Origin of the sequence: Okeania hirsuta, assembly GCF_003838195.1 — a bacterium.
GTDB lineage: Bacteria > Cyanobacteriota > Cyanobacteriia > Cyanobacteriales > Microcoleaceae > Okeania > Okeania hirsuta.
The window spans coordinates 39,843-54,854 of record NZ_RCBY01000006.1 but is presented as its reverse complement, the minus strand read 5'-3'; the positions used below and the strand labels follow the sequence as shown (position 1 = coordinate 54,854).

Here is a 15,012-nt window from a genome sequence, read left to right as displayed (position 1 = left end):
TTTTTGGGGCGTGAAATACAATGGTTAACAGATTAAATGCGATCATATTGATTTTAATTTGGAGTGTTGATGTATATCGGTTGAAGAAATATTTCAGTAAAACCAAACATGCGGTCGATGGAGGTTAAAACAAGCTCTACTATCATATTAAAACTTTGGGTTAGGTGTTAGGGTATGAAAACAATAGTGGCAAGGAGAATTCTGAATAGTAAAATTGGTTAGGTACTAATACATTTTGCTCTGACAAAAAGTTTTATATGACTTGATTCAAAAATATAATTATAGCAATGCGCTTTCAGGTACTTACAACTTAGAGTTATTAAGTGCAATCTAGAAAAGATGTACAAAAAATAATGCGTAAATATGCCAGAGTAAATTGCTATACCTGTAAAAATTTTGAAGTTAATTTAAAAAAAATTACCGAATAATTAAGATTTAAAGCCTCTCCTTTAAAGGAGAAAAAAGAAAAAAAATTATTTTGAGTTAATTCTCTTTTTTTCAAGGAGAGTTAATAATTAATAATTAATAATTAATAATTAATTATTAATAATTAATTGTTGAAGGCTGCTTCCTGAAAATTTTCATATCGGGATTTGTCAGGAGTAATTTTTATAGAATAGGTAAAAAATCGGCGCTGGTAAATTAGGGTATGATATTAATCTTAATTATTTAGGAGTCAGGAGTCAGGAGTCAGGAGTCAGGAGGGAATAAAGAAAAAGAAATAAGGAATAGAAGGGGAAAGTTTTTTGTTCGCGCTCTTATCCGGACAAGATATCATACCTCTTTTCACCAACGCCAAAAATCAATAATTATCAATATTAAAAGCTGTGGAAACTGGAAAAATATCTGAAACAGTCGAAGGAAGTAATGTAGCTACAAAAATTTGTATTTTAGGCGGTGGCTTCGGCGGTCTTTATACAGCATTGTATTTACAAAGCTTTCGGGGATTTAAACATAAAAACTGTCAAATAATTTTAATAGATTCACAGGATCATATTGTGTTTACTCCCTTACTTTATGAGGTGATTACAGATGAACTTAAAACTTGGGAAATAGCTCCATCTTTTGATAAATTACTCAAAAATAAAGACATTCAGTTTTGCCAAGACACGGTTGAAGATATTGATTTAAAAACTAGTCAAGTTAAACTTTTAGAGGGAGGAAATTTGCCTTATGATTATTTAGTTATTGCTGTGGGTGTCACTAATGGAAAAATACCAAATGGTGCAGAAAATGTTTTGACATTCAGAACTTTAGCTGATACTCAACGCCTCGAACAAAAGTTACAAAGTTTGGAAAATTCTAGCCAAGAAAAAATTCTGGTAAGTATTGTAGGTGGGGGTCCGAGTGGGGTAGAGTTAGCAGGAAAAATAGCAGATAGATTAGGGAAAAGGGGAGAAATACGTCTGATAGAAAGAGGAAAGGAAATTCTGAAAAGTTTTACTCCTGCTACTCGGAAAAATGCTCAACGAGCTTTAGATAAAAGAAATGTTTTAATCAGTTTACAGACAGGTGTGAATGCTATTGAAACTGACAAAATCACTATTTTGCAAGCTGGAGAAACTGCTGTTATCCCCACCGATTTAATATTATGGACTGCGGGAACTCAAATGAGAGAGTTGGTGAAAAATTTGGATTGTTCTCATAATTCTAGAGGTCAACTTATTTGTGAGCCAACTTTACAGTTAGTGGACTATCCAGAAGTATTTGCATTAGGAGATGTTGCGGAGATTTCATATCCCAATAATCAACAACTTCCAGCAACAGCTCAAGTTGCTTATCAACAAGCAAGTCAAGCAGCAAAAAATCTGTGGAAAACTTTAAATAATAAACGCCCAAGACCGTTTCATTATTTACATTTGGGAGAGATGATTACTTTGGGGATGAATACGGCAGCTATTTCTAGTTTTGGTATTAGTTTATCTGGCTCTTTTGCTGCTTTGGTTAGGTTAGGAGTTTATATTCAAAGATTACCTACTTTATCTCACAAATTTAAAGTTATTCGCCATAGATTACAAGTTTGGTGGCAACATTTATTTGGCAAATCAGCTAGTCACAAAAAATTGAGATAAATAGATAATTTATAATTTTAATACAGTCAATAACTATAGCATTTTCAAATGATATGTCAAACAAGAATTAGTTATTTGCTAACAGTAAAAAGTTCGGCAAACCTTCTTACCTGTTGCCTGTTGCCTGTTGCCTGTTGCCTAAAAGCAACCATGTTTTTTACGCAACTCAAATGAAATTACTATAAATAATTAAAATGACAGTAAGTATGGAAAAGGAAAAAAATAATTTAGGTGCCACACTGGAAAAATTGTTTGGTTTAGATTTGCGATCGCTTGCCCTATTTAGAATAGGGTTAGCGTTAATAATTATCACAGATTTAATTATCCGTGCTGGAGATTTAACAGCTCATTATAGTGATGCTGGAGTATTGCCTCGAACATTACTCAAGGAAATTTCAAGTCCTTTGTATTGGTCAATAAATTCAATTAGTGGTGCAGCTTTTGTACAGGGGTTAATTTTCTTATTTGCAGGATTAATAGCTATAGCTTTGTTAGTAGGATATCGAACTAGATTAGCAACTATTGCTATGTGGGCGTTTATTATTTCTATTCATAATAGAAATCCTACCCTGATTTTTGCTGGAGATGATGTATTAAGGGTGCTACTTTTTTGGTCAATGTTCTTACCATTGGGAGCAAACTATTCAATTGATAGTGCATTGAATTCATCAACAGAAAAATTACCGAAACGTATTTGTTCTGCTGCTACTTTTGCATTAATGGCACAAATGGTGCTTATTTACGCAGGTTCAGCAGCATATAAAACAAAAAGTGAATTATGGTGGCCTGATGGAGATGCTGTCTATTATTCTTTGAGTTTTGATGGGTATGCTACAACATTCGGGCAATTTTTACTAAGTTTTCCTCAGCCTATATTAAAGTTACTAACCTGGGCAGCTCTTTGGTTTGAATGGTTAGGACCTTGGATGATTTTTATTCCTTTTGGAATTACGTTTTTCCGTTCCTTTGCTGTTGTTTCATTTATTCTTTTACATATTACTTTTGGTTTGTGTTTTACTATAGGAATATTTCCTTTTTTAAGTATTGTTAGTTGGTTGGCTTTGATTCCTACACCAGTATGGGATAATTGGCAGGAAAAAATTAAGACAAATGAACGGCAAGGATTAAAGATTTATTATGATAAAGACTGTGGATTTTGTAAGAAAGTTGTTTATCTGCTACGCACTTTTTTGATTTTACCGGGAACGCCATTAACGACTTGTCAAACTGATGAATCTATCTATGCTGATATGCAGGATAAAAATTCTTGGGTAGTGGTAGACTGGCAAGAAAATCGACTTTTTAAATGGGAAGCTTTAGTTTATGTATTTAGTTTGTCTCCTATATTTAAACCTTTGGCTTTTGTGATGGGATTACCATCAATCATGCCAATTGGAACTAAATTTTATGAAACTATTGCCAATAATAGAAAATTTGCTGGCAACTTTACTAAACCTCTTCAATTTCGTCCTTTAAATATACGTCCTTATCGCGGATTAAATATCATTATATTTTTACTAATTATTTATACTTTTATTTGGAACGTTAAAAGTTTTGTCAAACAAACCTATCAAAGAAGAAAAGTACAAAAGCAAGATTTAATTACTAAGACTCACAAATTATTTCAACGTCGGATTGTACAAAGGTTAGATGTTTTTGGTAAGGTGACAAAATTAGATAAATCTTGGAGTATCTTTGCTCCTGCTCCACCTAGAGATGATGGTTGGCATGTTATTCCTGGTAAGTTGAAAAATGGTAAAGAAGTTGATGTTTTGTATAAAAAAGGAGAGCCTTTAAGTTGGGATAAACCAACTCTAAGAGAATTTAATAAATTGTATTCTAATATGCAGTGGCGGACTTATTTCCTAAATTTCAATCGAGCTATAGGTAAAAAACTTTATCCTTATTATGCAGAGTATGTGTGTCGTGAATGGAATAAAAAGAATGAAGGTTCGGAAAAATTAGAAAGTTTCGATATTTTCTTTATGGATGAGAGAACTGTACCACCAGGGGAAACACAAACTGTGGAAAAGAAAAGTGTCATGCAAAAATCTTGTTCAGATGACCAAGAAAATAATTAGGGTTGATTAACTATTGTTGATTTGCTAATATTTATTCACATAAATTCATATACGTTGATATAGTTATACCGATATAGTTGCATAGATTGTGCTATAATCATGTGCAGACAGAGTAGTTTGTGGTGCACGCACCAGGCCACTATGTAACCGCTATCCTGATAAGTTACCCCTAGCATGGTCAAGTAATTAAAACTTCTGCGAACGTCGATAACCAAGACGATGTAAGTGTTTAAAAAGCGTCTACAGGTTTTCTTGTAGACTTTGGGAGATACCCCCTCAGCAGGCTATCTTGCTGTGCATTGTTAACATTTGTTAGCAAAATCGTATCGGAGAAAGTGATTAGGTATCTTAATTCAGGGAAAACGCATCTAAATTCTGGAACCTTCTACCGTTAAGCTTTAGAAGAGTAATGAGTATAAATACTTAGAACCATTACATCCTTGCCCTACAAAAACTTCAAAAATAAGATGTGTTTGCCCTGGTATGTTATTTAACTCTTATATTTTTATCTTTGGTTTTTTACCTTTAACTCTGATTGTATTCTTTGCCTTAACCAAGTTTGGTTTAATTAAAGCTGCTAAGGTTTGGTTGACTGCTAGCTCTTTTGCTTTTTACGGTTATTGGAATGTTGCTTATTTGCCTCTGCTGATAATTTCTATTTTGTGGAATTATCAAATGGGTAAATTTATTGCTGAAGCTAAACCGGAAAGTAAGCGAGCAAATATTTTACTTTGGGTAGGTATAGCTCTTAATTTAGCAATAATTTCCTATTATAAATATGCGAACTTTTTCTTGGATACTGTTAATTCAGTAGTTTCTACAAATTTGAATGCTGGGCAAATTATTTTGCCTTTGGCAATTTCTTTTTATACTTTTACTCAGATAGCTTATTTAGTAGATGCTTATCGTGGGGAAACAAGAGAGACTAATTATGATTTACTTACTTATAGTTTCTTTGTGGTTTTCTTTCCCCAATTAATCGCCGGACCTATTTTACGCCACGATGAACTTATTCCCCAGTTTCGTCAATTGCGTAGTTATATTTTTTCCCAGAAAAATATGGCTTTGGGTTTAAGTATTTTTAGTCTGGGATTATGTAAAAAAGTTTTGATAGCTGACACTATATCGCATTGGGTAGCACTAGCTTTTAATAATGCTTCTGAGTTGAGTTTTATTGAAGCTTGGGTAGGAGCTTTAAGTTACACTTTTCAGCTATATTTTGATTTTTCTGGTTACTCCGATATGGCGATCGGTTTGGGGTTGATGTTTAATATTAAATTACCGATTAATTTTAACTCTCCCTACAAGGCTACTTCTATTAGTGATTTTTGGCAAAGATGGCATATTACTTTATCCAATTTTCTGAGAGATTATTTATATATTCCCCTGGGTGGAAGTCGTCGTGGAGAAGTACGTAGTTATAGTAATCTTTTGACAACAATGCTGTTAGGTGGATTATGGCATGGTGCAGGTTGGACTTATGTAATTTGGGGAGGTTTACACGGTACATATTTATGTATAAATCATGGTTGGCGAAAGTTAAATATTCCGATGCCGAAAGTATTGGCGTGGGTAATTACTTTTGTTGCTGTTATTGTTGGTTGGGTGTTATTTCGATCGCAAAATATTCAAGATGGTCTAGATATTTTACAGACAATGGCAGGTCTAAATGGGGTTGTTATACCAGGGGAAGCTAAAGATAAATTATCTGTGTTAACTAATTTTGGTTTTCAGCTCAAATCTTGGTCGGATATGAATTATTTGCCGGAATTTTTGGGGAGTAAAATTTTCTCAATTTTGGGTTTAATAGGTTTAACCTTTTCTGTAAGTTTCCTACCAAATACTCAGGAAATTTTGGCAAAGTTAAAACCTACTTGGTGGTGGGCAGTTTGGATTGGTATTTTGACAAGTTTAGCTTTATTATCGCTGAATCGTGTGTCTGAATTTCTTTATTTCCAATTTTAAATTGTTTGGATAAATTATGAGCATAAATAATCAACTTAGTTCTACATACTCCCAAGCTTATCCTCCCAAAAAAACAGATAATTCTTATTACACTCCTAAAGTAAGGAATTTAATTTTGAACAGGCTTATTTCTGATAAAGAAGAATAATTTTTAGAGGATTTTGGAGTTTTAATTAATCGAGAAAATATTGAATCACATTTAGCAAAAATTCCTCAAGACCGAGAAAATTGGGCGAAAAATAATCCTGATGAAGTGAAGTTAGTAAAAGAAATTAAACAAAAATATGATGTCTCACTAAACTAGATAAAAATTATGTTTAAGATATTAAATTAACTAAAATCTACTTTGATTTGGATATAAAATATGAGTTCAAATAATCAACTTAGTTATAGTTTATATCAACCTTTAACTGCTAAAAAATTAGAAAAATATATGGTAAATAGAAAAAAATATCGTCGATATAATTGGCTATTTTTAGTATCAGTATTTCTCCCTGTAGTTACTGTGGGAGTATTTAATATTATTGTCGATCCTTATGATGTATTTAATACTCCCAATTTCTTAGGAATAAATCATTCAAAACCTCGGAAAGATAATAGTGATAGCCTCTTTAAAGCAACTGATGTTATCCGCATTAAACCTGTAACAGTTTTTATGGGTTCATCGAGAACAAAACGCGCTATAGATCCTAACTATCTAGCTTTAAAAAATTATAAGCTGGCTGATAATTTAGCACTTACTAAGGGAAATTTCTATGAGTTACGACGCTATTTAGAACACGCGATCGCTAATTAGAAGGAATTAGACTTAGTTGTTATAGGCTTAGATTTTTTTATGTTTAATTCGTTGATAGGAACCAGGCAAAATTTTTCTGAGCAGAGACTAGAAAAAAAATATATTCTCTTGGAAGACTTGCTTAATATTACTTTCTCTTTAGATGCCTTTTTGGCAAGTCAAGAAACATTAATTGATAGTAATAAAAATCTGCCAAATAATATTTTTGATGGAGAAAATGGATTTATACCTTATCTAAATGTTGACCCGAAAAAAACTAAGTCTAGATTTGAAAGAATTATGAATAATTATTATGTAGGTTACTCTACAATATTTCAAGTATCTCCTCAATTACTAGATGAATTCAAAAAAGTAGTCGATTTATGTAAAGAAAATCAAATTAAATTAATATCATATATTTCTCCTGCTCATGCAACTCAATGGGAAATTATTAAAAGTTCTGGTCAGTGGTCAACTTTTGAAGAATGGAAACGTAAAGTTGTAGAAATTAGTGATGTCTTTGACTTTTCTGGATATAACAGTGTCACAACTGAAGCTATTCATAATAATATGGAAAATTATACAGAGAATTCTCATTACACTCCTAAAGTAGGGAATTTAATTTTGAACAGAATCCTGTCTTACAAAGAAGAAGAAGTTCCAAAGGATTTTGGAGTTTTAATTAATTCAGAAAATATTGAATCCCATCTAGAAAAAATTCGTCAACACCGAGAAGTTTGGGCTAAAAATAATCCTGATGAAGTGAAGTTGGTAGAAGAAATTAAACAAAAGTATGATGGGGCACTAAACTAGATAAAAATTATATCTGACATATTAAATTGACTAAAATCTACTTTGACTTGGAGCTACATATGAGTATCAATAATCAACTTAGTTCTACTGCTTCTAATTCTTCATATCCTCAAAAATCAGAAAAATATGTGGCAAATAGAAAAAAATATCGCCGATATAATTGGATGTTTTTCTTGTCAGTATTTCTCCCTATAGTTACTGTAGGAATATTTAACATTGTTGTCGATCCTTATGATGTTTTTAATACTCCCAATTTCTTAGGAATAAATCATTCAAAACCTCGGAAAGATAATAACGATCGCCTCTTCAAGGCAACTGATGTTATTAGGATTAAACCTATTACTGTTTTAATGGGTTCATCTAAAACTAAACAAGGTTTAGATACTAATTATCCAGCTTTAAAGAATGAACAACCTGCTTATAATTTAGGACTAAATGCTATAACTGCTTATGAATTACGACGTTATTTAGAACATAGTATTGCTAACCAACAAGAATTAAGTTTGGCTATTATTGGCTTAGATTTTTTGATGTTTAATTCATTTACTAAGCGTCGAGGAACCTTTGCTGAATACAGGTTAAAAAAACAGTATATTTCCCCGAAAGATATAATTCATGTAGCCTTGTCTATGAATGGAGTTTTAGCTAGTAAAAAGACTATAATTGATAGTAATAAAACTTCCCTAGATGATATTCCTTATGAAGCAAATGGATTTATGCCAGTTCTAAATCCTGACCCAGACAAAACTAAAGATAAGTTTCAATATGGTATCAATAATTATTTTAATGATCATGCTAAGTATAAATTATCTACTCCATTAATTGAATTAAAAAAAATAGTAGATTTATGTCAGAAAAATCAAGTTAAGTTAATTGTATTTATTTCTCCCTCTCATGCAACTCAGTGGGAAGCAATTAGAGCAACAGGTGAGTGGTCAACTTTTGAAGAATGGAAACGTGAAGTTGTAAAAATTACTCCAGTATTTGATTTTTCTGGATACAATAGTATCACAATTGAACCAATCCATAGTGGTATGGAAAACTATAGAGATAATTTTCATTACACTAAGAAAGTTGGGGATTTAGTTTTGAATCGAATTTTATCTTACAAAGAAGAAGAAGTTCCAGAGGATTTTGGGATTTTAATTAATCAAGAAAATATTGAATCCCATCTAGAAAAAATTCGTCAAGACCGAGAAGTTTGGGCAAACAATAATTCTAATGAAGTGAAGTTGGTAGAAGAAATTAAACAAAAGTATGATGGGGCACTAAACTAGATAAAAATTATATCTGACATATTAAATTGACTAAAATCTACTTTGACTAGGAGGCAAATTATGAGCATTAATAATCAACTTAGTTCTACTTACTCTCAAGCTTAATCTACCCAAAAATTAGAAAAGTTTTTGACTATAGACATATTTTTACTATATTTTCTGATGGAAGTAAAAGCCAAATAATAGAAATACTAAATTATATAAGTACCTGATAAAAATTAATTAATATTCGATATCAGGGGGAATAGCATAAATTTGTTGTTGGTATAATCTGGATGGTCACGACTTTATATTTGCTTTTAATATGCTTTCAGAAGAAAAGAAAGTACAACTTTCCATAGTCATTCCTTTTTATAACGAGGAGCCAAATATTGATTATTTGTTTGAACGGCTAATATCAGTGCTAAAGCCTCTAGAAATGACTTATGAAATAATATGTATTAATGATGGTAGTAAAGATAATACTCTAAAGTTATTAGTAGAATATCATCAACGCAATTCCTTAATTAAAGTAGTAAACTTTTCCCGTAACTTTGGTAAAGAAATTGCTATAACAGCAGGTATTGACTATACCGTAGGCGATGCAGTTATACCCATAGATGCCGATCTACAAGACCCACCAGAATTAATTGTGGAAATGATAGCCAAGTGGCGAGAAGGATATGATGTGGTCTACGCAACTAGGCGATCGCGCCAAGGAGAAAGTTGGATCAAAAAATTCACAGCCCAAAGATTCTATCGTACAATTCAACGTTTGACCCCTGTAGAAATTCCGCCCGATACTGGCGACTTCAGGTTAATGGACCGAAAAGTTGTAGAAGCTCTCAAAAAGTTACCAGAAACTAACCGTTTTATGAAGGGTTTATTTTCCTGGGTAGGTTATCAACAAACTTCAATATTATATGACCGAGGTCTTCGTTTCAAAGGTGAAACAAAATGGAATTATTGGCAACTCTGGAATTTAGCAATTGAAGGTATCACTGCTTTTAGTTCAATACCTCTCAAAATTTGGAGCTATATTGGGATATCAATTTCTTTAATTTCATTTATTTATGCTAGCTTTTTAGTGATTCGGACTTTGATATTTGGAATTGATGTTCCTGGTTACGCTTCATTAATAGTAGCGATATTATTTTTAGGTGGAATGCAGTTATTATCTCTAGGAATTTTAGGTGAATATTTAGGTCGCGTTCATGAAGAAGTCAAGAGAAGACCTCTTTATTTAGTCAGAGAAAGTTATGGATTTGAAAATCAGATGACTAGGAGTGAATAATCTCAAAGTTTTTGTCATTAAATCAAGAATACTAAAGCAGTAATTTTGGGTCGGAGTAGAGATTTAATGTTCAATCTTAAAACTGGTATTTTTCTCCTGACAATTATTTGTATAATTGCCACTGGAACAGCAGCTTATTTATGCAGCTTATTTATTAGGTGGTTTACCTCCGGAACAAGTTCAAAGTTGGCTAGAACGAGCAGGTATTTGGGCACCAATAATCTATATAGTTATTTATACAATAGCAACTATTTTAGTTTTACCTTCTACAGCACTTAATCTGGCTGGAGGCGCAATTTTTGGACCCTGGATCGGTACATTATGGACAAGTTTAGCAGCAATTATTGCTGCAATTATCGCATTTTATTATTCTCGTACTGTAGGTCGAGAATGGATTTCTCAAAAGTTGGCTGGAAGATGGCAAGCAATGGATGCTGAAATGCGTCAGGGAGGATTATTTTATATGTTTGCCATTCGTTTATTGCCAATCATTCCTTATGGTTTAGTAAATTTTGCTGCTGGTTTAACATCTGTTAGTTTTAAAGATTATCTATTAGGCACTATCTTGGGAACTTTACCTGGTGTTTTGCCTTTTGTAATGTTAGGAAGTTCTGGTTTAACAGCATTAAAAACAGGTGACATTTTGCCTTTAGTTGGAGCGTTAAGTCTCATCGCTATGTTAGTAGGAGGTGCAACTTGGTATCGTCGTCGTCGCAGTCTGCCAAAGAAAGTTATAGAAGAAATGAAAGATTCATCTTCATCAGATTTTTTTGATAATTAAATCTCTTTTGGTTAATATCCAAAAATAACCAAATAACAAAAATGAAAAGCAAGTTTAAATTAAGAGTTGATTCATCAAATTAGTTTCAACTATTATGTTATGTCACCTATATCTTAAGAATTAATGCTCTATTGACTAATCATGAAAATTTTGATTTATTATCACCTTAAAAGTGGAGGCTTTAAACCACAATTTTTCGGTAAACAAGAGCGTCGTTTATTATAAAATTTATTAATGGCTTTTAATGGTCTGCCTTTAATCAAAAGAGGTAAAATTACTGTTTTATTTGTCGTTACAGCTATTAAATTATTTACTCCTAAATATACTCCTGCTATTTGTTGATTATTTGTTGTTTACTCCGATTTTTCATAGACTATTTCTATTATATAAAAGCTAATTTTGGGGATAATTCTTGCCTCTATTATTTCTGTCTGTGAAGTGGGAATTTTTATTTCACTCATCGGCAGATGAAAAATTCCTTTTTTTAATGCTTTTTTGTAAATTGGGTAGTGCAGAGCGCAAAGTGTGGGATAAGTAATTAAGTCATTCCAGTTCCAAGGAGCGATCACTAAACCTGCCCTTTGTGCTGATGTATTTTCAAATGCGACTATGAACCCAAATCCAATTGAAATAGGCGATATGCCTGACGCCACGCTCCGCGAACGCCAATCTCACGATTATCATGGATATACAACTGAACAAACTTACTCATTTTAGTTTTATAGCTATAATTATGAGTAATTTTGAGAGACTTTAGAGGTTGTTTGTAAAGAATTATGAAGTGTTTTTACCCCTCGCAAATTGGGTATTTCAGCCTATAAATCTGGGATAAATAACCAATTTGTACAGTTTAAAGGTCAATCATTGTATATTACAAAACTTTACAAACAGTCTCTTAGACAAGTTTTCGCTTTCTGTATTTACCCCTAGAGTAGTCTTGGTTAAAATTATTACTAATTTTGCTGCTACGAATACTCAGTCAAAAATTCAAGTTGTTATGATAAACTAAATAAAATAAAGATTTATCCATAGTAGCTAATCAAAATGAGTAACTATTTATCCACTCAAGAGATAGGAGTAAATAAAAGTTCTCCTACTCTATTAGATATATCTATTGTGACACCTATTTACAATGAAGTTGATAGTATTCCTCAACTACTGGAAACAATTTCTACTAGTTTAAGGGAAAATCAGCTTACCTACGAAATTATTTGTGTAGATGATGGATCTCGGGATGGTTCGACAAAACTACTAACAGAATTAGCTCAAAAACGTACAGATTTAAAAGCAGTAATTCTCCGCCGAAATTATGGACAAACTGCAGCTATGGCAGCAGGGTTTAAGTATGCTACGGCCAAAGTAGTTGTCACTTTAGATGGAGATTTACAAAATGATCCGGCTGATATTCCACTATTATTATCTAAGCTCAATGAAGGTTATGACTTAGTTAGTGGGTGGCGAAAAAATAGGCAGGATGATGCTGTTACACGACTACTTCCTTCTAAAATTGCTAATTGGATAATTGGTAAAGTTACAGGGGTAAATTTACATGATTATGGTTGTTCTTTAAAAGCTTATCGTTTGGAATTGGTTGCTGATATGAACCTTTATGGTGAATTACATAGATTTTTACCAGCTTTAGCTTTTATTGAAGGAGCAAGAATTACAGAAATACCTGTTAACCACTATGCTCGTCGCTATGGTAAAAGTAAGTATGGTTTAGGGCGAACTTTCCGAGTTGTGATGGATTTATTAACAGTATTTTTTATGAAAAAATTCCTCACTAGACCGATGCACGTTTTTGGAATGTTGGGTTTTATTTCTGGGGGAGTTGGTCTATTTTTGGGGATTTATTTAACTATCCTCAAATTTGGCTTGAATGAACAGATTGGCGATCGCCCTCTACTAATTTTAATTGTTGTGTTATTACTTGCAGGTTTACAATTATTTAGTTTTGGTTTATTGGCAGAATTACTGATGCGAACTTATCACGAATCTCAAGAACGACCTATTTATCGAGTTAGAGAAATTGTTGGTAAAAATTAATAGAAGAAGGGAGAAGGAAGAAGGAAGAAGGAAAAGGCGTTTAGGTCTTGCTGAATAAATGTATGAAATTCAATTATACCAAATTGAAATGAAGCTGCATAGAATAATATTTCAAGCATAATTGACCGCAGGTAAGCTTAGATAAAGATAGATAGATTTAATGAATTTCATCATTCTATGCAACCTCATATAAAACTGATATTAGTGGTAAATTTTTGCCCAAAACAACAGTGGGGATTATACCTCAATACAGTTTCCTAGGTCATGCTGCGCAATCAGATAAGACCAAAACTCATAAGGTATGGAACTATTAGATGTACATGAGGTTTTCAGATGACAGAACTGCCAAAAAAAACCTTAACTGAACCCTATTGGACTATACCTATTTCTGACTCTAAAGTCACTGAAAAACTCTTTTCTAACTACTGACTCCTAACTCCTGACTCCTAACTCCTGACTCCTGACTCCTGATCTAATTACTGGGGATTGTTGATAAGTGGGAAAATCAATATATCCTTCTTTGTCAAATGAATACCAAATTTTTACATCAGCAGGTGGATTAAGAGGATAGCCATTAGTAAAACGTTCTACTAAATCTGGATTACTCATAAAGGGTCGTCCAAAAGCAATTAGATCGGCATTTCCAGCTTGAATTGCTGTTTCAGCAGTTTCTTGAGTATATCCACAATTTCCGATAAGAGTGCTGGTGAATACCTCTCTAAATTCAGCCAAAGTCATCGGTTCACCTAATTCGTGATAACCAAAAGCTAAACCATCCATAACGTGAAGATAAGTTAACCCATAATTATTTAACTGTTGCGCAACATAAATAAAAGTTTCCCGAAAATCTGGCGAACCCATATCGTTAAAATTACCATTAGGAGAAATTCTTACCCCAACTCTATTAGCAGGCCAAACAGTTAAAATAGACTCTACAATTTCTTTGAGAAACTGAAATCTGTTTTCCAGACGGCCACCATAGCGATCGCTCCGATGATTAGTTTTTGACTGTAGAAATTCGTCAATCAAATAGCCATTTGCTCCGTGAATCTCTACTCCATCAAAACCAGCAGACTTTGCACGTTCGGCAGCTAAACGATAATCTTCTACAATTCCCGGAATCTCTTCTGTTTCTAGAGCGCGAGGAGTTTCTAATGGTTGTTTGCCAATGGGAGTATGAATGTATTCTTGATTCAACTTAATAGCAGAGGGCGCTACTGGCAATTGACCATTTTCCTGAAAGCTGCTATGAGAAGCTCGTCCACAGTGCCAAAGTTGAAGGAACATAGGAGTTCCTTTGCTATGGACAGCATCTACAACTTGTTTCCAAGCTTCTGTCTGTTCGTCTGAGTAAATGCCTGGTGTATTTAGCCAACCATTAGCTTGTTTGGAAATGACAGTTGCTTCTGAAATGATTAAACCTGCCCCAGCTCTTTGAGCATAATATTCGGCCATCATCGCATTGGGCATTCGCTCTGTGCCTGCTCGCGATCGGGTCATTGGAGCCATGACAACTCGATTTTTTAGGGTTAAATCTCCCATCATTAAGGGAGTTAGTAGGGTTTGTGAATTTGTTTGAGTAGTCATTTTTTTTATTGCTCAGTTTCTAGGATGATAATTTCATATTCATTGGTTTATTTTACCTGGAATTAAACATAGATTGAAGTTATCAAAAAATTATAATTTTGAGTGATATTTAACTATCTATAGCTATAGATTTAGTATTAAATAATTTTGCTTAATCAAGAGCAAGATTATGTAAGCATTCAGCATTCAGCAGTCAGGTGTAAGTTTGATTAGAGCTTGAATTAGTATGAGTTAAAAAGTCAAAAAGGAAAGGTTCCGAAATATCAAAAGTTTAAAATTTAGACAATGTAATATTTTCTTCGGGTGTATCTCAATGAGTGAATAAAGCTAAAAAATTATTGC

General features: G+C 33.0%; 11 protein-coding genes. 9 read left to right on the top strand and 2 right to left on the bottom strand.

Annotated elements, in window-relative coordinates:
- The first annotated feature begins 827 nt into the window (after positions 1-827).
- The 8 genes from D5R40_RS02025 (at position 828) to D5R40_RS01990 (ending at position 11,037) form a co-directional block, all read left to right on the top strand.
- Positions 828-2,072 carry an NAD(P)/FAD-dependent oxidoreductase gene (locus tag D5R40_RS02025; protein WP_124143984.1) on the top strand — a complete coding sequence of 415 codons (1,245 nt, stop codon included), beginning with the start codon at positions 828-830 and terminating at the stop codon, positions 2,070-2,072.
- 194 nt (positions 2,073-2,266) lie between these two features.
- Positions 2,267-4,153 (top strand): DCC1-like thiol-disulfide oxidoreductase family protein, encoded by a 1,887-nt coding sequence (locus D5R40_RS02020; protein WP_205127285.1) that lies wholly within the window; start codon positions 2,267-2,269, stop codon positions 4,151-4,153.
- A gap of 483 nt (positions 4,154-4,636) precedes the next feature.
- The gene (locus D5R40_RS02015; RefSeq protein WP_124143985.1) at positions 4,637-6,118 is read left to right on the top strand and encodes an MBOAT family O-acyltransferase; all 1,482 of its coding nucleotides are present in this window, start codon (positions 4,637-4,639) and stop codon (positions 6,116-6,118) included.
- Positions 6,119-6,482: 364 nt separating this feature from the next.
- Positions 6,483-6,914, top strand: a complete 432-nt coding sequence (locus D5R40_RS02010) for a hypothetical protein (protein ID WP_124143986.1) — start codon at positions 6,483-6,485, stop codon at positions 6,912-6,914.
- A gap of 39 nt (positions 6,915-6,953) precedes the next feature.
- Complete coding sequence (locus D5R40_RS02005) at positions 6,954-7,706, top strand: hypothetical protein (RefSeq protein WP_124143987.1); 753 nt, start codon at positions 6,954-6,956, stop codon at positions 7,704-7,706.
- A 26-nt stretch (positions 7,707-7,732) separates the two neighbouring features.
- Entirely contained in the window at positions 7,733-8,983 is a 1,251-nt protein-coding gene (locus tag D5R40_RS02000) for a hypothetical protein (RefSeq protein WP_205127286.1), read from the top strand.
- Between the two features lie 304 nt (positions 8,984-9,287).
- Complete coding sequence (locus D5R40_RS01995) at positions 9,288-10,256, top strand: glycosyltransferase family 2 protein (RefSeq protein WP_124143988.1); 969 nt, start codon at positions 9,288-9,290, stop codon at positions 10,254-10,256.
- A 115-nt stretch (positions 10,257-10,371) separates the two neighbouring features.
- On the top strand, positions 10,372-11,037 hold the full coding sequence (locus tag D5R40_RS01990) for a TVP38/TMEM64 family protein (protein ID WP_205127287.1): 666 nt from the start codon (positions 10,372-10,374) through the stop codon (positions 11,035-11,037).
- 353 nt (positions 11,038-11,390) lie between these two features.
- Here D5R40_RS01990 and D5R40_RS42340 read toward each other — a convergent pair whose 3' ends face one another.
- A complete protein-coding gene (locus tag D5R40_RS42340) occupies positions 11,391-11,690 on the bottom strand; it encodes a hypothetical protein (RefSeq protein WP_192901262.1) in 300 nt (99 codons plus the stop codon).
- Positions 11,691-12,081: 391 nt separating this feature from the next.
- Here D5R40_RS42340 and D5R40_RS01980 point away from each other — a divergent pair, with 391 nt between their 5' ends.
- A complete protein-coding gene (locus tag D5R40_RS01980) occupies positions 12,082-13,083 on the top strand; it encodes a glycosyltransferase family 2 protein (RefSeq protein WP_124143989.1) in 1,002 nt (333 codons plus the stop codon).
- A gap of 432 nt (positions 13,084-13,515) precedes the next feature.
- Here the strand turns inward: D5R40_RS01980 and D5R40_RS01975 are convergent, their stop codons facing one another.
- Positions 13,516-14,670 carry an alkene reductase gene (locus tag D5R40_RS01975; RefSeq protein ID WP_124143990.1) on the bottom strand — a complete coding sequence of 385 codons (1,155 nt, stop codon included), beginning with the start codon at positions 14,668-14,670 and terminating at the stop codon, positions 13,516-13,518.
- Between the last annotated feature and the right edge of the window lie 342 nt (positions 14,671-15,012).

Coding starts and splice junctions, on each gene's coding strand:
- D5R40_RS02015 (WP_124143985.1), top strand. CDS start 4,637: ATGTTATTTAACTCTTATATTTTTATCTTTGGTTTTTTACCTTTAACT.
- D5R40_RS02010 (WP_124143986.1), top strand. CDS start 6,483: ATGAGTTCAAATAATCAACTTAGTTATAGTTTATATCAACCTTTAACT.
- D5R40_RS01980 (WP_124143989.1), top strand. CDS start 12,082: ATGAGTAACTATTTATCCACTCAAGAGATAGGAGTAAATAAAAGTTCT.
- D5R40_RS02005 (WP_124143987.1), top strand. CDS start 6,954: ATGTTTAATTCGTTGATAGGAACCAGGCAAAATTTTTCTGAGCAGAGA.
- D5R40_RS01995 (WP_124143988.1), top strand. CDS start 9,288: ATGCTTTCAGAAGAAAAGAAAGTACAACTTTCCATAGTCATTCCTTTT.
- D5R40_RS02020 (WP_205127285.1), top strand. CDS start 2,267: ATGACAGTAAGTATGGAAAAGGAAAAAAATAATTTAGGTGCCACACTG.
- D5R40_RS01975 (WP_124143990.1), bottom strand. CDS start 14,670: ATGACTACTCAAACAAATTCACAAACCCTACTAACTCCCTTAATGATG.